We start from the raw sequence: 19,367 nt of genomic DNA, 5'->3' as shown, positions 1-19,367 counted from the left end.
ATATAGTAAAAAAATTGAATCTTAGATGGGATGGGTCGATTACAGGCTAACTGAGCAACCTGGCTTCAGTTGGGAATGTAATGGGCAATTGGAAGAGGATAACCAATGCTCGATAAGCGTTATCAGGTTTTTATTTCTACGTCTGGCAGTGAAATGCAGCCAGAACGAATCGTTTTAGCTCAGACTCTCGTGGGAATGGGGTTCTTTTCTTGGGGATTAGAACAACGCACCCCCTTAAGTACGGCATTTGCACGTCGTCAAATTGATGACTGCGACTATGTGGTGATTCTTTTGGGCAGTCAATATGGCGAGCAATCTGTGTCAGGTGTGGGATATATGCACCTCGAATACATTTATGCAGTCACCAAACAAAAACCGATTATTGTCTTTATGCATGATGATCCTGCTTCTCGGGATTTATCTTTACATGACCAAAAACCGGAACTTCGCGAAAAATTTCTTGAATTTCGTAAATTATTACAACAAGAAGCTGATCAAATTTTTACTTACCGCAGCCTTCGTGATTTGGAAATGGCGGTACGTTTTAATATGCCGCAAATGCTTGAACGCTATCCTGTTTCAGGTTGGGTTCGACCACAGAACACGCAATCCTTGCATGATGAAATTGATCAACTCAAAGCTAAAATTGAGCAACTTGAAACAGAAGTGGGCAAACGAGAAGTCGATCCCTTCCTGTCTTTACCCAAAGTTTCCATGCATGAATTATTTTCTTTTGAATATCGAATGCATGCTTATCAAGATGGCAACTTCAAAGAACTGAAAATTCAGAAGAAACTGACCTGGGCACAGTTGCTGAATATTTTAGGCACCATGTTTGTCAATCCGACCCCCGAAGAATACTTTTCTAAATATATGAATGAGTATTTAAATGACACTGGGTTAGAAGATGCACGTGTGGAAATGCCGCGTACACATGCAGTGGCACGTGCACAAATTAATATTCGTGCCTTGCACAGTATTAAAATGCAAATGCGTCAAAATGACTGGATTGTACAATCTGGACGGGATGACCGTCAGCGTATGTTGTGGCAAATAACGTCCAAAGGGCAAAAGCTTTTAGAAAGCAATTTGCTGGATAATAATCGTGTTTTTCAATTTAAATCACCATATTAATCCATATAGAGAAAGTGCAGAAAACTGTTAAAGTAAAGCAGATTCTATATGTTGGAAAAAGGTTTGATGTTTTCTGCACCTAAAGCGAAAGTTACTATTATTTTAGCCAATTTGGGTACGCCAGACGAACCTACTGTTCCGGCAGTGCGTCGTTTTCTGAAGCAGTTTTTATCTGATCAGCGGGTCATTGAAATTCCAAAACCGGTTTGGCAAATCATTTTAAGACTGTTTATTTTACCGTTTCGTCCCAAACGAGTGACCCAGGCTTATGCAATGGTATGGGGACAAGATTCACCGATGCGTGAAATTGTCTTTCAACAGGTTAAAGCGGTTCAAGAGCAATTAATTGAGCGCTATCCGCAGTTTGAATTAAATGTTGTCCCTGCCATGAGTTATGGTAATCCGGGTATTCAAGAATTGCTGCAAAAATTAAGCCTCAATCAACAAGATCACATTATTTTACTTCCGCTATTTCCTCAATATTCGGCAACCTCGACTGCTCCGCTCTATGACGCAGTGGCAAAGTGGATTTTGACCCAGCGCAATTTACCCGGCTTGTCGATTATTCGTGATTATTATCAGCATCCCTTATATATTCAGGCTTTGGCACAGAGTGTACGCGACTATCAGGCTGAGCACGGCGTTGCAGAAAGACTGTTGATGTCATTCCACGGTATTCCACAGCCCTATGCCGATAAGGGAGATCCCTATGCAGACCGCTGTCGTATGACCGGTCAACTTGTGGCACAGGCTTTGGATTTGCAGGAGGGGCAGTGGGAAGTAAGTTTTCAGTCGCGTTTTGGCAAACAGGAATGGATAAAACCGTATACCGATCAGCTGTTGCAAGAGTGGGCAGAGCAAGGGATAAAATCGGTACAGATTATGAGTCCGGCATTTTCTGCAGATTGTCTTGAAACTTTAGAGGAACTGGCGGTAGAAAATGCTGAAACCTTTAAGTCAGCAGGGGGTGAACACTATGCCTATATTCCTGCACTCAATGCCCGTGATGATCATATCGCATTGTTCACCACCTTGCTTCAAGCTAATCTTGATGCATTAACGCAAACATTCGCCCACTAATTTTATCGAGGTTTCGTCATCATGTTGCAAGTCAAAATTGTTCCTGTCACGGCATTTCAGCAAAACTGTTCAATTGTTTGGGATTCAGAAAGTAAAGAAGCAGTTTTGATTGATGCGGGTGGCGAACCTGAAAAATTAACCGCTGAAATTGAAGCACTGGGTTTGACCGTGAAAGCTTTATGGTTGACCCATGGTCATCTGGATCATGCCGGTGCAGTTGGTACCTTAACCAAACGATGGAATGTTCCTGTGATTGGCCCGCATAAAGAAGATGCTTTCTGGCTGGATATGATTCAGGAAGTATCAGCGCGTTACGGTTTTCCAATTCCAGAAAAGGTCGATGTTAGCCAATGGCTCGAAGGTGGGGAAATATTAAAGCTGGGTGATGAAGAATTTGAAGTGCGCTTTGCCCCAGGTCATACCCCGGGTCATGTGATGTTCTATAACAAGAATTATGGTCTGTTATGGACCGGTGACGTGCTGTTTAAAGGTTCTATTGGGCGTACCGATTTTCCACGCGGAAACCATCAACAGTTGCTAGATTCAATTCAGCGTGAATGTTTTAGTTTGCCAGATGAAACTCAATTTATATCGGGTCATGGTCCAATCAGTAGCATTGGTTTTGAAAAACAACATAACCCTTTTGTGGCGAGTAAAGCAGGTTAATACCTTTGTATAAGAGATTGATGAATAAATTTCATCAGTCTCTGCGAAAAGGACCGCTATGTAACTGTCTCAATTCTAAAGCAAAAATAATAGCTGAAAAAATAAACAGGATGCCGATCCAAATAATAATGACATCATGGATATAAATTCCAAAACTTGAACTTACAATACCCAGTAAGAGAAATAAAAAAAACAGAATTTTTAAACACCATAGTCCCATGAGGGGAGCTCCTTTTTTATAGTTATTAATTTTTATCGTTATTAGGTTTCATTACTAAAAAATATCGATTTTAAGTGTTTATTTATTAGAAAATTTTTTACTGGTATTTTCATAATGTTATTATAATTTAAAAAATACTAACTGGTTATCATTTTTACTAATTCATAAGCATAATTTAACAATGGTAAAACATATTGGTCAGTTTCTAATTTTTTTTAATTGTATATTGAAAAAATATTAAGCAATTTAAGACAAAATAATAAAAAAGAGCTTTCAGTCATATTATTTTAAATTTACTTTAAATTGGTAGAGAAAGTTCATGAAACTAGGGTGTGCCAAGGCAACATTATTTATTTTTAGCTTAATGGCATTTTTATGCCTAAGTTTAGCTTTTCCCCGTCACGATCTGATCATTATGGCGCTTGGTATACTTCTTGTTTTTTGCATTATTGTCTCAGGCTTAGAATACAAAAAGCTGAATTCTAACCCCTTTGCTTAAAATTGCTGAGCCTGATTTACTAGCCTGTAAACTGTTTATAATTCTAAAAAATACGTTTAAAACTCATCTTCTCCATGACCGCCATCTGCCTGCGGTGCATCTTGAGTAGGCAATTTATAGTCATCATTTGCCCAAGCGCCCAGATCAATCATTTTACAGCGCTCTGAACAAAAAGGACGGAATTCGTTGCCTTCCCAAGTTGAAGGTTTGCCACAACGTGGGCAAGGAAAAGTGCGAGGCATTTTATTCTCCGGATAAAAATGATGATTCAGTTAGTCAAACTCAGTCGCTCTTGCTAGACTTGAGCCGATTTTTGTTAGTTTGATCTGATTATGCCAATTCGTCAATTTCAAGCACAGCGTATGCATGCGCCTCGTGATTTTCAAATGATTAGCCCAGAGCCAATTTGTGTGGAAATTGGTGCCGGTAAAGGTAAGCATGCCTTGCTTTTTTCGAGTCAGCATCCTGAACATAAATTGATTGCAATTGAACGCACCCGTGAAAAATATGTGGCCATGCAAAAACAGCATGCCTTAGAAGGTCAAACTAATTTACAGGCGATTCATGCCGATGCCATGCCATGGATCGTGCATGCTTTACTACCAGCACAAGTACAGCAATTTTTTATTTTATATCCCAATCCTGAACCGCATAACCCAGCGCAGCGCTGGTTGAATATGCCGTTTTTTGAATTTTTACTGTCACGTTTACAGGTCGGTGGAACGGTGACTTTGGCCAGTAATATTACTGAATATATCGCAGAAGCGCAGCAGCAGTTAATAGAGACCTGGAAATTACCGTTTGTTAAAGAAGTGATTCCGGTGAGCTCTGCACGTACCCATTTTGAAATTAAATATTTGCAGCGTGGTGAATTGTGTCAGCAACTGATCATTACCAAGCCAGAAGGCTACAGCACCCGTTTTGATGATTTTATGCCGCTGCAAGGTCAAAATGCAGTGATCGAAACGGCATCTGAAACTGCTCCAAAAGATGCTGAATAGGATTGCTATGAAAAAGCGGGTCGCAATTATTGGCGCAGGTCCTGCCGGACTAATGGCTGCAGAGGTATTAACTCAGTACGATTATGAGGTACATGTTTATGAGCAGAAACCCTCGGCTGCACGTAAATTTTTAATGGCTGGAAAAACTGGCTTAAATATTTCTCATGCCGAGCCTGTCGCTCAATTTATTCAGCGTTATGACCAAGCCGAATGGCTAGAGCCCTGGGTAAAACAGTGGGATGCCCAATGGATTCAGCAATGGATGAAGGGCTTAGGCATTGAATCCTATATCGGTTCATCCGGGCGGGTATTTCCGGTTGAGATGAAAGCGGCGCCTTTACTTCGTGCCTGGTTGAAACGCCTGGTTGAAAGTGGCGTGATTTTTCATTATCGGCATCAGTGTCTGGATTTAGATGGTTCCACATTACAGTTTGAAAATCTGGTCACGGAACAGGTTGAAACCCAGCAGTTTGATGCCATTGTGCTGGCCTGTGGTGCAGTGTCATGGTCACGGCTTGGCAGTGATGGTGCGTGGCAAAAATGGCTATCTGAGGATGAAATTGAAGCCTTTCAAGCCAGCAATGCCGGCGTAGAGCGAGCTTGGTCCAAATTTATGCAGCCGGTATTTGGTCAGCCTTTAAAACGGGTTGAAGCATGGGTAGAGGGTCAAGCCAAAACCATGGGCGATATTGTGATTAGCCATTATGGTTTGGAAAGTGGCTTGATCTATAAACAGGGGCGTGCGCTACGTCAGCAGCTTAAAGATGGTCAGGCCATGCAACTGTATTTGGATTTAATTCCAGAGCAGACGGTTGAGCAACTCGCGCAAAAATTACAACCGAGTAAAAAGCAGTCTTTAAGTAATGTCTGGCGTAAAGCAGGTCTAGACCCTGCCAAAGCCAGTCTGGTGCGTGAACTGGTGGCTAAAGAGGTGTGGAATAATCCTCTGGCTTTAGCACAGCAGATTAAGCATTTGGCTATTCCTTTAAAAGGCTTTCGTCCGATCGAAGAAGCGATTAGCTGTGCCGGTGGTATTAAACGCGAAGTCTTGTCTGAACAACTCCAGTTAAAGTCAAATCCGCATGTGTTTTGTTGTGGCGAGATGCTGGATTGGGATGCACCAACAGGCGGTTATTTATTGACTGCATGTTTTGCCACAGGTCGTGCTGCAGCTGAGGGAGTACATGGCTATCTTGCTCCTGCCTTGCTGCAAAAATACAGTAAGTAAGAGTTGGAACTGTGATTTGAAGCATGCTAGGGTGAAAGTTCAATCATGATAAAAAATGCAGCTAGTATGTCTGAACACAACCTATATCGCGGAAGCTGTTTGTGTGGCGGTTTACGCTATGAAATTCAGGGTGAAATTGGCGACATTGTGCAATGTCATTGTCAAAAATGTCGTAAAGCCAATGGCACAGCTTTTGCCACCAATGCTCCGATTAAAAAAGCAGATTTTAAAATTTTGCAAGGTGAGCATTTGCTGAAAAAGTTCCAATCCAGCGCAACGACTCAGCGTTGTTTTTGTGCTGATTGTGGCTCACCGATTATCAGTATTAAAACTGAAACACCGGATCTGTACCGTTTAAGAATTGGTACACTGGATACACCACTTCAGCAAAAGCCGACGCAACATATCTTTGCTGCCTTCAAGGCAGAATGGGATACGATTTGCGATGGCTTAGTGCAGCATAACGAGCGACCATAAGTTAAATAATAAAGGTGGAAGGATCAAATGATCCCTGTTTTATGCAGCCAAATTTAGTAGTTAGATTGAGTAGTTTCGGATTTAGCTGTTTCAGCTTTGCTCATTTCCGGATATTGCGATTGCCAATGTTCAAGCTGTTCCTGAGCATGTAAAAACTCACCTAAGCCTTTGACCCGATCGCCTGATTTTTTCATTGCATCTGCTTTGGCATCTTTATCTTCATTATACAGTTTGGCTTGGTTTTGCCAGTATTCTGCCATTAAGCCTTGAATATAGCGGCCTTGCTGGGTCTTTAAGTCCAGTTCTTTCAACATGTTCAATGCCGACTGAACATTGTCACGTTTACGGTCAAGTGCAAATTCATCGGTGAGTGAACCCTTTTCCTGCATTTTCGTCAGCTCGTCTTCCATGTCATCACTCATTTGAGTAAAGCGCCTGTCAAAGTCGATGAGTAAGGCAATATCATGTTGATCATCCGGAGTTTTTTCAAACACTTTCACTGGTTCGGTAATCAGTTCATTCATGACCTTATCTTCAGGTTGAATTTTATCATTTTGAGAAGCGTTATTTTTACTGTTGTCACAGGCAGCAAGGAATACACCTGAACACAATAACACCAGCAGACTCAATTGTTTTAGTTGAAATTTTTTCATGATGATTCCTTTATTGCTAATCAGTTTTTTTAAAAGCATAAGCATGAGTTATATAAGGGAAGCCAATCTCATCGTGTGGATATTTACCAGTGTAGCTGAAGACAATCTGTTCAAATAGGGCTTTTAGTTGCTGTTGTTCTTGCTCTGGCAGTGCAGCAATGAAACTGGTGGAAAGCAGGCGTTTAGACACTACGTTTTCTACTGTACCGACATGCTGCAGCTTAAAAGTCTGGACATTTTTCAGCTGAAATAACGCTTGCTGCTTAAACACATCTTTCCACTTTTCACTATGATAACGAGGTGTGTTACCCTCCAAAGGTTCAATCAGATCTGCCAGTGCCTTGACCCAGTTAACGTTTATATCGCGTTGATTCCAGATCAGCGCCAAATGTCCAGCCGGTTTCAAGGCTTGATGGATTTGCTGTAAATTCTCCATATTGGCAAACCAGTGGAAGGATTGCGCACAGATCACCGCATCCATGCTATTTGCAGTGACAGGCAAATGTTCACTGGAGGCTTGCAGGGTTTGAATCTCTGGATATACAGTTTGCAGTTGTGCCAGCATTTCCTGAACCGGTTCAATCGCGATAATATGTGAAGTAATCTGCTGTAAGTAGGGCAAGAATTTGCCCGTGCCAGAGCCCAGATCAATGACCTGTGAATTTGCGCAAAGTTGCAGCTGATCTTGCAGCCAGCTGACGATATCTTGTGGATAATCGGGACGCACCTGTTGATACAGCTCTGCAGCAGAACTGAAACCTTTTTGAGCAGCTGGATGGAGTGATTGTGTCATATTTTGCGCTTTTTAATATTCTTGGCATCTATAAAATAACATAGTCGCTTTTCGTGAATAGGCAAGCTGTCTATTTGTTCTATTGACTGTACAAAACAAGGGCCGATTTGCTTCGGTGTGGAAATGGAAAAACACATTATTTTTGAAGACGAACAAATTCGTGCCATATTTTTAAAAGGTTCATCGGAGGAGCTGATTTTCTCTTTTGGCGATTTAATTACCCGTGCCAAAGGCTTGTCGATTAATGCTGAAAAATCCTTGCATAAACATGGCTTTAATGTCATTGGGGTTATGCCGAAGCAAAAATCGTGGTTTCCGGAAAGCTCAATGCGGCAGATGTTTGCCGAAATTCAGGAACTGATTGCGCCGTTTGAAAAACGCATTGGCTATGGCGGTTCAATGGGCGGTTATGCTGCAATCAAGTATTCAAATTTGCTTGACTTAAAACGCGTGGTTGCATTGGTACCCCAGTATTCAATCAATCCTGAAGATGTTGAAGACCCGCGCTATAACATGTTTTTCCATGAGGAACTAAATGCCAATATGCAGGTGCAACCTCAGGATGTTTCAGCAGAGCGTGAATACATTGTGGTTTATGATCCGTACTATCCCGAAGATCGTGCGCACTATTTAAAACTTGAGCAGGTTCTGCCTCACATTCAGACCTTAAATTTACCCTTTACCGGGCACGATGCTATTGCGGTTCTGGCCAGTTCAGAATTGCTGCATGACTTCTTGGTGCATGAGTTTGATGAATCCTATTTTTATAAAAAAATCCGTCAGGTCAAAAAGAACAGCAAGTTCTATTATCGTAAAGTGATTGAAAACTTATTGCCGCGACATCGCAATGCTCTGGGTTCGATTTTAATCAACAATGACTTGCAGTTGGATAACCAGTTTTTTGATGCGAAGTTGAAACAGAATTTACTGCGAGAATTGCTGCGTAACAAGCAAGTCAGTCAGCACGATTTACTGAAACTTGGTATTCAGGTGGATTTCCCCCAAGAAAACCGCAGTCATTTACTGGACTGTTTCGGTCATGGTCTGGTATTCAATGTGATTAGCCAGAAAATTGAAAGCTATGCCGCTGGTGCAATTGCCTTAAACCATAAATTTCTGATCCCGATTTTTGCCAAGGGCAGTGGTCTGGTGCAGATTAATTTAAATGATGAGCGTTATGTGGTGGCAATGAATGATCGTCATGTGATGAAGCTGTTTAAGCAACAAGAGCCATTAACCACCGGCATGCATCCCCTTGTGATCAAGAAATATAGCGATTTTTATTTGCTCAGTTATAAGCATTTAAACTTAAGTAATAATGAATACGGCAGTCATGATTTTATTGAAGACACGCCTGAAACTGCTCAATTCGTCACTCAACCGGAACTGTCCTAAACATTATTGAATAGCCTGTTATGGTTTAAAACCAACCCGACTTTGGTCTGATTTTTGATCGCTTGCTTTATATTTTAATCGGTCTAAGATAGAAAATATAAGGCAAGTTAAAGTTGCTAAATGTTGAACAATAAACAAATAAACAAGACAGGGTGCTTAAGGATGAAACGTGATTTTATACCGGCTGTGCTTTTAACCAGCATCTCTATATTCTTACCTTCCTATGCTTTTGCCCAGAGTCCAGATCCGACTTACATCATTATGGGCGGGGGATTGCTTGTGGTTTTTGTCCTGGCAATCTATGTGTTTTATGAATTTCGCAAGTCGATTCAAGTCCATATAAATAAACCCACTAAATAGTGGGTTTTTTCATATCTGCTGCCGGAGTTTAGTTGAAAAAGCATGTGCATCTGGCTTTTAATGTAGAGCAAAGTAATTTCAGCTCCCTCTAAATCAGCCAAGGAATGCATAATGAAAGCCGTATTTTTAGATTATGAATCGCTCGATCAAAATGATTTGGATTTTAGTGCACTCGAAGCGGCTTTTGATGAGTTAAGCCTATTTCCAGGTACCAGCCCAGCGCAAGTTTTAGAACGTGTGCAGCATGCAGATGTCATTATCAGCAATAAAGTGCTGGTGGATGCAGCAACAATTCAGCAATGTCCAAATTTAAAACTGATTTTAATTTCCGCCACAGGCACAAACAATATTGACCTGATTCAAGCGCGTAAGCAGGACGTTGTGGTGTGTAATTGTCAGGGTTATGGTACGTCTGCGGTGGCACAGCATACGCTCGCTTTAATGTTGGCTTTGGCCACTTCATTACTCAAATATGACCGCGCGGTGAAGCAGGGTGAATGGAATAAAGCCTCCCAGTTTTGTTTGCTGGATTTCCCGATTATTGAACTTGAAGGCAAGAGTTTAGGGATTATTGGTTATGGTGAATTGGGACGGGCTGTTGCGAAACGGGCGGAAGCATTTGGTATGAAGGTGCTGATCGGATCACTACCCAATCGTCCAACGGATGCCAGTCGTATTGCTTTTGCGGATCTACTGCCGCAAGTCGATTTCCTGAGTCTGCATTGTCCTTTAACCGACGATACCCGTGATTTGATAGATGCCCAAGCCTTCGATGCCATGAAACCTACGGCATTTTTAATTAACTGTGCGCGTGGTGGAATTGTTAATGAACAAGCACTTGCAGATGCTTTACGCCAAGGAAAAATTGCCGGGGCTGCAACTGACGTTCTGACCGTTGAACCACCGAAAGACGGCAATGTGTTATTGGCAGATGATATTCCGAACCTGATTATTACCCCACATAGTGCATGGGGCAGTGTTGATGCCCGACAACGAATTGTGCAGCAGATGCTTGACAATGTAGCAGCATTTAAAGCGGGTCAGCCGATTCGACAAGTGAATTAACCGACTCCCAATCTCGCCTTCTGCCCATAGGAAGAAGGCATATTTCTTATAAGTTTGTGCGTGTATTGTTTTGTACCGGCTGAGTTCGATTCGAAGGTACGGGTTGAACGGGAACAGAATCCACTCCTGTCGATGACTGACTCAAAGGGTGGGAAACAATAGGTGCAGACTGGTTTTCTGGACTGCCAATAAGACCATCTTTGGTTTCATTGAGTTTATTGTTTACTTTTACCGCAGCATTTTGAGTTTTCTCTATTGCAATCACTGATTTTTCACTGGCAAAATCTTTGGTTCCTTCCCAGGCATTTTCAACTTTAGGTTTTACTTTCGCGATACCTTTTTGCGCTGCATGATCCACTTTTTCAGCTGTGTTTTGCACCGTTGTTTGTGCCTTTTGGGTAAGTACTCTAAAGATATTTGGGTTATCACCATAGGATGCAGCCTGACGCTGGGTTGGAGTCGCTGTTTCGGTCGTAGTTTGAGCAAAAAGGGGAGTTGAAGCCAAAATTGCGCTGGTAATTAATACAGCTTTCATCTTTTTCATTGTGGGTTTTATTCCTGCTTTAACGCTCGTTTCGAGTCATTTCATCTCTATTTAATTTTATTCTATAGGCTAATTTTGCTAGAAATATGAAGGTTGATGAAATGGCTACAGATTCATAACATTAAAAATAAATTCTTGATGGCCTGTAAAAGAAAAAGCCCATAGAAATGAGATTTTAGAGATAAATTTTTAAACACTCAGTTATTCTTGATGACTCACTGACGCATTTGTATCTAGACCTACTTTTGCATTAGCCGCTGGAGTATTTAACTCAACTTTGGTATTTGTATTTAGACCGACATTGCCTGACGGGGAGCTTACAGTTTCTTTGGTTTTTTGCAGTTTTTCACTGCTAAAGTTTTTGGTTTTATCTGCTGTTTTCACAGTTGCATCTTTAACTTTTCCAGCTTTATTTACGACTGTCTGTGATTTTTCTGCAGTAAATTTTTTACTGTTTTCTACAGCATTTTTACCTGTAGTTCGAGTTTTATCAATACCTTTTTCGACCCCGTGATCTACTTTGACCGCAGTGTTTTTAATGCCTTGACCTGCTTTTTATGTTGTATTTTGAATACCTTGACCCACTGTATGGGTGGTATTTTTAACTCCGTTAGACAAGCTATGCAATAAACCCGGTTGTTCTGTTGTTACATCTGCTGTCGCTTGTACTGTGGTATTTGCGAACAGCGGAGAAGTGGCCAATAGTGCAGTCGTAATCAATGCGGTTTTAAGAGTTTTCATTGCTTAAATATATCCTGTATGGCGAAATTCGAATGTTCACCGAATTATAATATTTCACATAATAAAGAGATTAATAGATAAGTTATCGGTTGGAGAATAAAGTCACACGCTTTAGCAACAGTGAATCAACAATATTGATAGGAATATGAAGACACTTTACAGATCTAATTTATAGAATGATTTGAAGTTTATTTGTTTTTATAAAAAATGAGCTTTTGGATGCTCTAAATGTGAATGTTAAAACATCAGATGAAATAGGGATTAAAATCTATATAACTTGCAAGATAAGCAGGATACTGGACTGAAATATTTTGAAAAGAAAAGAATCACCAATTCAAACTTGAGTCAGTGATTCTTGGCGGTATCAGTCACATTGTGCTAAAGCATCTTCATGAAAATGATGGCGTAGTGCAAGGAAGTTTTTTTGCACTTCTGGTGCATTCAGGTCAAAGTTATTTGCTGTACTGGTACCATCTTTGGCAAAAGTTGCTGAGCCACCTGAAATCAGGGTTAAGCCTTTAAAAGCCCATTGTTCTATCGACTTGCCTGCTTTTAGGTTGCCGGTAAATTCAATCACGCATTTCCCAGGAAATTTGGTCAATTTAGCTTTGTTGTGGGTCGTGTTTGGATAGACTTCCAGATTTTGGACTTCCTGTAATACCCCTGTTTCAAGCTGTGGGATTTTGGGTGCAGATGTACACGCTGTAAGAGCAATACCCGCAAGACCAGTCAAAATAATAGCTTTAAATTTCATATGATTCTTTCTTGTTGAGTGTTGTTAAGATGAGTATAGGGATTTGAATGAAAATTGGCTATAGATCAAATTTATCTTTATGACATATCACTGCCAGCGATTTTTTAAATCCACAAAGTTCTCAAAAAAAGTGGGGGAGTCTTTTCGTAAATTAACAATAACGTCTTCAAATGTTGAGTATGTTTTCAATACTTGAGATTTCATCATTCTTTTAACAATTTCTTCATCTAGTTCGTTATATCTGAGTCCGATAGCAATAAACTCATAATAATTCAGAATGTAGTGTATTACCGATTTATCATAATTATTGAAGCCAGTATATTTCTCGTAACTTAATAATTTATGTCCTTTCAACAATTCATATACGTAATCAAATTTCTGGTTATATTGATCAGACAAGCGAGCATTCGCTATCGTGTGAATTGAATGATTTCGCATATTAGTAACAGCTTGCATGCGTACGGTGTATAACCATCCAATGATGGCAGAGCTAATTCCTAGAAAGGTAATAAACTTATCATTAACAGTATCTTGTGTTATTTTTAGACCTAGAAAAAAGTATTCTGAAAAGTAAGAGTTCCAAACTAAACTTAAGATTAATGTGATGGCAACGATCCATATATAAAGATCTATTTTTCTATGGCTTGGAGGCCTTAAAACGAAAGCATCTCTATTTTTAAAATAGTAAATGACATATAAAAGTAGATATGGACAAAGTAATAGTAATGTTTGTGTGATTAAAATCTTATACATAAAGTTAAAATATAGAAAACCCCACTAACTTATAGCGGGGTTTTGTTTAAACTTCAACTAATTAGGTTAATGTTGAAGCACCGAAATATCAGCTACTTTCGTAAATAAGTCACGTAACTGAGCAAGCATACGTAAACGATTTGCCTTAAGGTCAGCATCATCAGCCATGACCATCACGCCATCAAAGAACGCATCCACTGGCGCACGAAGGGAAGCTAAAGCAGACAAGGCAGCAGTGTAGTCTTTGGCAGCAAATAATGGCTCAACCACAGGGGTGATTTTCGCAAGTTCAGCGAACAATGCTTTTTCAGCATCTTCTACCAAGTTTGCTTCAACTACATCACCTGTAGGCGCAGCTTCTTTTGCAAGAATGTTAGCCACACGTTTATTCGCAGCAGCAAGCGCAGCAGCTTCTGGTAAGTCACGGAAGTGATTGACCGCAGTTACACGCTTGTCAAAATCAAGTGGAGATTTAGGCGACAAGGCTTGAACGGCTTGAATCACATCAACTGCAACGCCTTGATCTTCGTATTTGGCGCGGTAACGACCTTCAAGGAATGCAACAGCATCCGCCAGAGTCTTGGCATGATCTGAAACAACATCGCCATAAGCATTGAGTGCAAGCGTAATCAATTCTTCAATTGAAACGTCTAAATCATTTTCAGTCACCAGACGCAAAATACCAATCGCAGAACGACGTAGCGCAAACGGGTCTTTAGAACCTGTTGGTGCCTGACCAATACCGAAAATACCGGTGAGCGTATCTAAACGATCGGCAAGGGCAATGGTTGTACCTGTTTTGGTTTTCGGTAAAACGTCACCCGCAAATTTAGGTAAATACTGCTCACCTAAAGACTCAGCCACTTCATCATTTTCGCCTTCAATCCGCGCGTAATATGTACCTGCAATCCCTTGAAGTTCTGGGAATTCACCCACCAATTCAGACGTTAAATCGCATTTTGCAAGAAGCGCAGCTTTTTCAGCATCGGCAGGGTTTGCAGCTGTAATAGGAGCAAGCGCAACAGCCAATTTTGCAATACGTGTCGATTTATCCCAAAGCGTACCCAGTTGTGCCTGGAATACCATGTTAGCCAATTTTTCTTTACGCGATGCAAGCGGTTGCTTTTGATCTTGCAGGAAGAAGAACTCGGCATCAGACAAACGAGGACGAACGACTTTCTCGTTACCTTCAATAATTTGTATCGGGTCTTTCGACTCAATGTTGGACACAGTAATGAAGTAGGGTTGCAGTTTGTTGTCAGCATTCACCAAGCAGAAGTACTTCTGGTTGTCCTGCATGGTCGTAATAAGCGCTTCTTGCGGAACAGCAAGGAAGCGTTCTTCGAAGCTGGCACGAAGCGCAACAGGCCATTCAACCAATGCTGTTACTTCGTCACGCAGGTCGCTTGGTACAATCGCAATGGCATTGACTTCATCCGCAAGCACTTTCACTTGTTGGTCGATGATCGCTTGACGCTCTTCAAAGTTCGCAACTACGTGAGCAGCTTTTAACTTCGCAAGATATTCATCTGCATGCGTAAGGGTAATGGCTTCAGGTGCATGGAAACGGTGACCATAAGTCACATTGCCTGCTTTGTGATCCTGAATCGTTGCATCAATCACATCGTTGTCTTTCAACAACACAACCCATTTTACCGGACGCACAAATTCAGTACGACTTGCCGCAGAACGCATTCGTTTTGCAATTGGCAGGTTGTCCAAAGCATTTTGCAGAATTTGCGGCAGTAAAACGTCTAGGCTTTGACCTTTGACATCTTTCAAGTAGCAGACTTTTTCAACTTTACCGGCTTGGAAAGTCGATACTTGATCGGCTGTAATACCTTGACCACGCATAAAGCCTTCTAAGGCTTTGGTTGGTTTACCTTCAGTATCATACGCCGCTTGTATAGCAGGGCCGTCAAAACGTTTTTGCGTATCGGCTTGAGCGCCTTCAACATTGACAATTTTTAAAGCCAAACGGCGAGGTGCTGCATAAGCTTCGATTGCATCGAAAGCCAGACCAGCATCTTTTAGGCCTTTAACCGTCTCAGCTTGTAGCGCGTCACGTAATTTTTTTAAGCTTTTTGGCGGAAGTTCTTCACAGCCCAATTCGAACAATACGGTATGTTTAGACATTATTTCTTCTCCGCTGCTTTTTCTGCTTGAGCCGCTTCTGCTTCAACTTGTGCTTTTAACTGTGCAAGGACTTCATCACGTAATTCAGGTTCTGCCATCGGGAAGCCAAGCTTCGCACGAGCAGCTACATAGCTTTGTGCAATTGAACGCGCCAAAGTACGTACACGTAAAATATAACGCTGACGTTCAGTCACCGAAATCGCGCCACGTGCGTCTAACAAGTTAAAGCTGTGTGATGCTTTGATCACTTGTTCATAAGCAGGCAGTGGCAATTCCGCTGCAATTAAACGTGTCGCTTCAGCTTCGTAAAAGTCGAACAGTTCAAACATTTTTTCAACGTTGGCATATTCGAAGTTATAGGTCGATTGTTCCACTTCATTTTGATGGAATACATCGCCATAAGTCACCGTACCGAATTGACCTTTAGTCCAAACCAAATCGTAAACAGAATCTACACCTTGCAGGTACATCGCCAGACGTTCAAGACCGTAAGTGATTTCGCCAGTTACCGGGTAACATTCAACGCCGCCGACTTGCTGGAAGTAAGTGAACTGTGTCACTTCCATACCGTTGAGCCAAACTTCCCAACCTAAGCCCCAAGCGCCAAGTGTTGGAGATTCCCAGTTGTCTTCCACGAAACGAATGTCGTGAACCAAGGGATCAATACCAATCGCTTTTAACGAATCTAAATATAGCTGTTGGATGTTGTCCGGGTTTGGTTTCAGCACCACTTGGAATTGGTAGTAATGTTGCAAACGGTTCGGGTTTTCGCCATAACGACCATCTTTCGGACGACGTGACGGTTGAACGTATGCCGCGTTCCAGGTTTCAGGCCCCAGCGCACGAAGGAAGGTTGCAGTGTGGAATGTGCCTGCGCCCATTTCCATATCGTAAGGTTGTAAAATCACGCAACCTTGTTCAGCCCAGTAAGTTTGTAAGGCAAGAATTAAGCCTTGGAAGGTATCAATATGCGATATGGCGCGACTCATGGTCATCCACTTAAAATTAGAGAAAAATTGTGCTCAATTATAAGGATTTTGTCGAGGAGTGGCAAAGGGTTAATGCGAGGATACTTTTTTGAGAAAAATCAAAGTCTCCTCAAAAGAGACTGCTCATCTATTTGTGTCCTGCAAATTTGTGTTTAATGACCAATTTATCCTGACCTAAAAACCAAGAACAAATCAGATGGATAGCTTTATTTAAATGCAATTATGATAAAGATAAACTGATCTTATACGGTTGCTGGCATGAAATTAGTTTAATCTTCATAGTGTAAAATAATGCTTAAAAATAAGGACGTTCATGACAACTTGTACCATCCAATGCCATTTAAAATACAAGATTGTTCAAACCACAGAATTTGTTTTTCAGATTCAGGCGGCACATCATCCTGATCAAAGCATTATTGAAGAACAACTCACCTTTAATCCGCCCATCGCATGGCGTGAATTTCAAGATTCAAGTCAGCAAAACCGTCATATTCGTTTGCATATCGAACCCTGTGATGCTTTTGAAATAAATTATAACGCGACCGTTGAACGCCATCCTGTAATGGATGCGGATCTTCAGCAAAACCTGAATGAAGTGGCAGTTTCTGATTTACCCGACGAAGTATTGCCTTATTTATTGCCCAGTCGCTATTGTAATTCGGATTTATTGGTCGAAATGGCGAACCGATCCTTTGGCTGGATGAAGCTTGGCTATAGTCGGGTTAAAGCCATTGAACAATGGATTTATAACCATATTTTTTATGTTTCGGGCAGCTCTGACCAGTTTACTACAGCGACAGATGTACTTATCCAGCGGGCAGGGGTATGTCGTGACTTTGCCCATTTGGGCATCGCCTTGTGTCGTGCTTTAGGGATTCCGGCACGGATGGTGGTCGGTTATGTCGAGATTGAAAAATTCCTGCCAGATTTTCATGCCATTTTTGAAGCCTATTTAGAAGGCGGTTGGGTGTTATTTGATCCGACCCGTTTGGCCCCTGTAGAAAATTTAATTCGAATTGGCACTGGAATGGATGCCGGTGAAGTCGCATTTTCGACATTTTATGGTGAGATTGAGCTGATAACGATTGAACCCATCATTACCGATCAAGGTGGTAGGGAGCGGTATTAGCAGAGATTAAATTGTGGCTTAATCCATTAATTTTCTAGCAAGCATTGCTTAATCTTCAGAGACTATCTTTTTTAATATCAGTATATTATGAATTAAATTATTTTTAATTTTATTCCGTAAACAGTGAAAAGATGCAAAATAAATACACCTTTATGCAGCATCATTCTATAATTTGCGACTTCCACTTAAAAACCACAAAAGGCGTGCCGTGTTTCATCCACAACTTGAATGGCTCAATACCCTAAAACCCAATTTTAAAATCCTTCCGCTAAAAGACCGCTTGCTCTGTGGCATAGGTGCCTTGATAGGACTTGCACTTTCATCACTGATCAGTTGGTGGGTGTTGGGCGATATCAATGCCTGGTACATCGCGCCTATGGGTGCATCATCGGTATTGCTGTTTGCCGTACCGGCCAGTCCATTGGCTCAGCCATGGAATATGGTGGTTGGTAACAGTCTTGCAGGCATCATTGGCGTGACCTGTGCAATGTATATTCCTAACTTGACGGAAGCCTTTAGTGTTGCGGTCGGTCTCTCGATTATCTTAATGATGACCACAGATTCCTTGCATCCACCCAGTGGGGCAGTGGCCATTACAGCAGTATTGGGTGGAGAAGCGGTACACCAGCTTGGATACAACTTTATTTTCTATCCGGTTTTATTGAATTCACTTTTATTGCTGGTAATTGCGATTGTGTTTAACCGCTTGCTCGGCAAAAAATATCCGCAAATAGCACAAATTAATCAGCGTTCTAAAGATCCGACACCCACTCAAAAAGTCACTATTCAACCGCAAGATATTCAGGACACGCTGGATCAGCAAACCGAGCTGTTGGATATTAGTGAATATGACTTACAAAAAATTATTTTAGCAGCGCAAGAAAAAGCCAATGCACGAGGTGTGAGCCAGTTCAAGTGTCAGGACATTATGACCAGAGATGTCATTAGCTTAAATGAAAACGATGATATCCATTCTGCTTTGGATAAATTCAAACACATGAATTTAATGAGCTTGCCAGTGACAGATGCTCAGCATCAATTGGTTGGCACCCTGGCTTTATATGAAGTGGTGGAATGGTTTAAACGAGCGACAGACTTGAGAATCACATGGGAACGTCAGGTGAAACATATTATGGTGCGTCAAGTGGTTACTGTAAAACCTGAGCAACCGATCCAGAATCTGGTGCCTTATTTTGTGGAACGTTCTTTTAATTATATTCCTGTAGTTGAACATCAAAAAATGGTCGGAATTATTAGCCGTGCCGATATGATTGCTGCATTAAATCAACAGCTGAATCTGGCGGCTAACCTCTAAAAAATAGGCAAAAAAAAGCTACGACCTATTGGGGTACAAGTCGTAGCATAAAACCGTAAAATATCAAAAGTTAAAACATTAACGGTATGGATTTGAGTCCTGATTTACCGTACGAACCGGATTCTGATAGCCTGATCCAGAATCTATTTGAAACTGTTTCTTGGGCATAATGAGCCATAATACCAAATAGACTAAAATCCCTGGAAATGCCGCGCTCATGAGAGAAACAACTACAAATATAATGCGCAGTAAATTTGCATTCCAACCAAATCGTTCAGCAATACCACCCATTACACCTGCAATCATGTTTTGTCGGTTAGAGCGATATAAACCAACATTGGCCATCTAGATCTCCTTAAAATTAGAAAAAGGTATGATGTTAAAACAACTCACCTATTAATTAAGAAATGGTGATGTAATTTTTTTTTTAAAGTC

22 protein-coding genes are annotated in these 19,367 nt (G+C 41.1%); 11 read left to right on the top strand and 11 right to left on the bottom strand.

The genetic code is table 11. The features are described 5' to 3' along the window. The first annotated feature begins 105 nt into the window (after positions 1-105). The 3 genes from E0H80_RS04045 to E0H80_RS04035 all read left to right on the top strand — a co-directional run bounded on the left by E0H80_RS04045 (position 106) and on the right by E0H80_RS04035 (position 2,880). Positions 106-1,134 carry a DUF4062 domain-containing protein gene (locus E0H80_RS04045; protein WP_131363375.1) on the top strand — a complete coding sequence of 343 codons (1,029 nt, stop codon included), beginning with the start codon at positions 106-108 and terminating at the stop codon, positions 1,132-1,134. A gap of 66 nt (positions 1,135-1,200) precedes the next feature. Continuing rightward, positions 1,201-2,214 carry a ferrochelatase gene (hemH, locus tag E0H80_RS04040; protein ID WP_131363605.1) on the top strand — a complete coding sequence of 338 codons (1,014 nt, stop codon included), beginning with the start codon at positions 1,201-1,203 and terminating at the stop codon, positions 2,212-2,214. Between the two features lie 21 nt (positions 2,215-2,235). After that, entirely contained in the window at positions 2,236-2,880 is a 645-nt protein-coding gene (locus E0H80_RS04035; protein WP_131363373.1) for an MBL fold metallo-hydrolase, read from the top strand. A gap of 775 nt (positions 2,881-3,655) precedes the next feature. On the opposite strand, the gene E0H80_RS04030 is transcribed toward E0H80_RS04035, so the two are convergent. Then, a complete protein-coding gene (locus tag E0H80_RS04030; protein WP_131363371.1) occupies positions 3,656-3,841 on the bottom strand; it encodes a DNA gyrase inhibitor YacG in 186 nt (61 codons plus the stop codon). An 84-nt stretch (positions 3,842-3,925) separates the two neighbouring features. On the opposite strand from E0H80_RS04030, the gene E0H80_RS04025 reads away from it, so the two are divergent. The 3 genes from E0H80_RS04025 (at position 3,926) to E0H80_RS04015 (ending at position 6,305) form a co-directional block, all read left to right on the top strand. Then, the gene (locus E0H80_RS04025; RefSeq protein WP_171457809.1) at positions 3,926-4,600 is read left to right on the top strand and encodes an SAM-dependent methyltransferase; all 675 of its coding nucleotides are present in this window, start codon (positions 3,926-3,928) and stop codon (positions 4,598-4,600) included. 7 nt (positions 4,601-4,607) lie between these two features. Continuing rightward, positions 4,608-5,828, top strand: coding sequence for a TIGR03862 family flavoprotein (locus tag E0H80_RS04020; RefSeq protein ID WP_131363367.1), 1,221 nt, complete (start codon positions 4,608-4,610; stop codon positions 5,826-5,828). 66 nt (positions 5,829-5,894) lie between these two features. Further along, positions 5,895-6,305 (top strand): GFA family protein, encoded by a 411-nt coding sequence (locus E0H80_RS04015; protein ID WP_131363365.1) that lies wholly within the window; start codon positions 5,895-5,897, stop codon positions 6,303-6,305. A gap of 53 nt (positions 6,306-6,358) precedes the next feature. On the opposite strand, the gene E0H80_RS04010 is transcribed toward E0H80_RS04015, so the two are convergent. Together E0H80_RS04010 and E0H80_RS04005 are read right to left on the bottom strand one after the other, a co-directional pair. Then, positions 6,359-6,958, bottom strand: a complete 600-nt coding sequence (locus E0H80_RS04010) for a hypothetical protein (RefSeq protein ID WP_131363363.1) — start codon at positions 6,956-6,958, stop codon at positions 6,359-6,361. A gap of 16 nt (positions 6,959-6,974) precedes the next feature. After that, complete coding sequence (locus E0H80_RS04005) at positions 6,975-7,751, bottom strand: class I SAM-dependent methyltransferase (protein ID WP_131363361.1); 777 nt, start codon at positions 7,749-7,751, stop codon at positions 6,975-6,977. A 123-nt stretch (positions 7,752-7,874) separates the two neighbouring features. Between E0H80_RS04005 and E0H80_RS04000 the strand changes: the two genes are divergently transcribed. The 3 genes from E0H80_RS04000 (at position 7,875) to E0H80_RS03995 (ending at position 10,571) form a co-directional block, all read left to right on the top strand. Beyond that, positions 7,875-9,146, top strand: coding sequence for a hypothetical protein (locus E0H80_RS04000; protein WP_131363359.1), 1,272 nt, complete (start codon positions 7,875-7,877; stop codon positions 9,144-9,146). A 162-nt stretch (positions 9,147-9,308) separates the two neighbouring features. Beyond that, the gene (locus tag E0H80_RS16580) at positions 9,309-9,506 is read left to right on the top strand and encodes a hypothetical protein (RefSeq protein WP_165494277.1); all 198 of its coding nucleotides are present in this window, start codon (positions 9,309-9,311) and stop codon (positions 9,504-9,506) included. Positions 9,507-9,617: 111 nt separating this feature from the next. Then, positions 9,618-10,571, top strand: a complete 954-nt coding sequence (locus E0H80_RS03995; RefSeq protein WP_131363357.1) for a 2-hydroxyacid dehydrogenase — start codon at positions 9,618-9,620, stop codon at positions 10,569-10,571. Between the two features lie 46 nt (positions 10,572-10,617). On the opposite strand, the gene E0H80_RS03990 is transcribed toward E0H80_RS03995, so the two are convergent. The 7 genes from E0H80_RS03990 to glyQ form a co-directional block, all read right to left on the bottom strand. Further along, positions 10,618-11,115, bottom strand: coding sequence for a hypothetical protein (locus E0H80_RS03990; protein ID WP_131363349.1), 498 nt, complete (start codon positions 11,113-11,115; stop codon positions 10,618-10,620). A 201-nt stretch (positions 11,116-11,316) separates the two neighbouring features. Then, positions 11,317-11,499: a hypothetical protein gene (locus E0H80_RS03985; protein ID WP_131363347.1), complete on the bottom strand. Its 183-nt coding sequence runs from the start codon at positions 11,497-11,499 to the stop codon at positions 11,317-11,319. 171 nt (positions 11,500-11,670) lie between these two features. Continuing rightward, the gene (locus E0H80_RS03980; RefSeq protein ID WP_131363345.1) at positions 11,671-11,856 is read right to left on the bottom strand and encodes a hypothetical protein; all 186 of its coding nucleotides are present in this window, start codon (positions 11,854-11,856) and stop codon (positions 11,671-11,673) included. Between the two features lie 364 nt (positions 11,857-12,220). Beyond that, positions 12,221-12,610, bottom strand: a complete 390-nt coding sequence (locus E0H80_RS03975; RefSeq protein WP_131363343.1) for a hypothetical protein — start codon at positions 12,608-12,610, stop codon at positions 12,221-12,223. 87 nt (positions 12,611-12,697) lie between these two features. Continuing rightward, positions 12,698-13,066, bottom strand: a complete 369-nt coding sequence (locus E0H80_RS17105; protein WP_165494276.1) for a DUF4760 domain-containing protein — start codon at positions 13,064-13,066, stop codon at positions 12,698-12,700. A 363-nt stretch (positions 13,067-13,429) separates the two neighbouring features. Further along, positions 13,430-15,499: a glycine--tRNA ligase subunit beta gene (gene glyS / locus E0H80_RS03965; RefSeq protein ID WP_131363339.1), complete on the bottom strand. Its 2,070-nt coding sequence runs from the start codon at positions 15,497-15,499 to the stop codon at positions 13,430-13,432. Next, complete coding sequence (glyQ, locus tag E0H80_RS03960; RefSeq protein WP_131363337.1) at positions 15,499-16,488, bottom strand: glycine--tRNA ligase subunit alpha; 990 nt, start codon at positions 16,486-16,488, stop codon at positions 15,499-15,501. Before glyQ ends, glyS begins: the two co-directional genes overlap by 1 nt. Positions 16,489-16,801: 313 nt before the next feature. On the opposite strand from glyQ, the gene E0H80_RS03955 reads away from it, so the two are divergent. Both E0H80_RS03955 and E0H80_RS03950 read left to right on the top strand, forming a co-directional pair. Further along, positions 16,802-17,617, top strand: a complete 816-nt coding sequence (locus E0H80_RS03955; protein ID WP_131363335.1) for a transglutaminase-like domain-containing protein — start codon at positions 16,802-16,804, stop codon at positions 17,615-17,617. Between the two features lie 208 nt (positions 17,618-17,825). After that, positions 17,826-18,932 (top strand): HPP family protein, encoded by a 1,107-nt coding sequence (locus E0H80_RS03950; protein ID WP_131363333.1) that lies wholly within the window; start codon positions 17,826-17,828, stop codon positions 18,930-18,932. 78 nt (positions 18,933-19,010) lie between these two features. Here E0H80_RS03950 and E0H80_RS03945 read toward each other — a convergent pair whose 3' ends face one another. Then, a complete protein-coding gene (locus E0H80_RS03945) occupies positions 19,011-19,277 on the bottom strand; it encodes a PspC domain-containing protein (protein WP_131363332.1) in 267 nt (88 codons plus the stop codon). Positions 19,278-19,367 lie beyond the last annotated feature (90 nt).

Source organism: Acinetobacter sp. ANC 4779, assembly GCF_004331055.1.
Taxonomy (GTDB): Bacteria; Pseudomonadota; Gammaproteobacteria; order Pseudomonadales; family Moraxellaceae; genus Acinetobacter.
This window is presented reverse-complemented; position numbering and strand designations above follow the sequence as displayed.

Bases quoted from the DNA above. Each gene is read 5' to 3' on its own strand.
- E0H80_RS03980 (WP_131363345.1), bottom strand. From the start codon at position 11,856: ATGAAAACTCTTAAAACCGCATTGATTACGACTGCACTATTGGCCACT.
- E0H80_RS04015 (WP_131363365.1), top strand. From the start codon at position 5,895: ATGTCTGAACACAACCTATATCGCGGAAGCTGTTTGTGTGGCGGTTTA.
- E0H80_RS03995 (WP_131363357.1), top strand. From the start codon at position 9,618: ATGAAAGCCGTATTTTTAGATTATGAATCGCTCGATCAAAATGATTTG.
- E0H80_RS04000 (WP_131363359.1), top strand. From the start codon at position 7,875: ATGGAAAAACACATTATTTTTGAAGACGAACAAATTCGTGCCATATTT.
- E0H80_RS03990 (WP_131363349.1), bottom strand. From the start codon at position 11,115: ATGAAAAAGATGAAAGCTGTATTAATTACCAGCGCAATTTTGGCTTCA.
- E0H80_RS04030 (WP_131363371.1), bottom strand. From the start codon at position 3,841: ATGCCTCGCACTTTTCCTTGCCCACGTTGTGGCAAACCTTCAACTTGG.
- hemH (WP_131363605.1), top strand. From the start codon at position 1,201: ATGTTTTCTGCACCTAAAGCGAAAGTTACTATTATTTTAGCCAATTTG.
- E0H80_RS04020 (WP_131363367.1), top strand. From the start codon at position 4,608: ATGAAAAAGCGGGTCGCAATTATTGGCGCAGGTCCTGCCGGACTAATG.
- E0H80_RS03955 (WP_131363335.1), top strand. From the start codon at position 16,802: ATGACAACTTGTACCATCCAATGCCATTTAAAATACAAGATTGTTCAA.
- E0H80_RS16580 (WP_165494277.1), top strand. From the start codon at position 9,309: ATGAAACGTGATTTTATACCGGCTGTGCTTTTAACCAGCATCTCTATA.
- E0H80_RS04035 (WP_131363373.1), top strand. From the start codon at position 2,236: ATGTTGCAAGTCAAAATTGTTCCTGTCACGGCATTTCAGCAAAACTGT.
- E0H80_RS17105 (WP_165494276.1), bottom strand. From the start codon at position 13,066: ATGCAAGCTGTTACTAATATGCGAAATCATTCAATTCACACGATAGCG.
- E0H80_RS04005 (WP_131363361.1), bottom strand. From the start codon at position 7,751: ATGACACAATCACTCCATCCAGCTGCTCAAAAAGGTTTCAGTTCTGCT.
- glyS (WP_131363339.1), bottom strand. From the start codon at position 15,499: ATGTCTAAACATACCGTATTGTTCGAATTGGGCTGTGAAGAACTTCCG.
- E0H80_RS03975 (WP_131363343.1), bottom strand. From the start codon at position 12,610: ATGAAATTTAAAGCTATTATTTTGACTGGTCTTGCGGGTATTGCTCTT.
- E0H80_RS03945 (WP_131363332.1), bottom strand. From the start codon at position 19,277: ATGGCCAATGTTGGTTTATATCGCTCTAACCGACAAAACATGATTGCA.
- glyQ (WP_131363337.1), bottom strand. From the start codon at position 16,488: ATGAGTCGCGCCATATCGCATATTGATACCTTCCAAGGCTTAATTCTT.
- E0H80_RS04045 (WP_131363375.1), top strand. From the start codon at position 106: ATGCTCGATAAGCGTTATCAGGTTTTTATTTCTACGTCTGGCAGTGAA.
- E0H80_RS04010 (WP_131363363.1), bottom strand. From the start codon at position 6,958: ATGAAAAAATTTCAACTAAAACAATTGAGTCTGCTGGTGTTATTGTGT.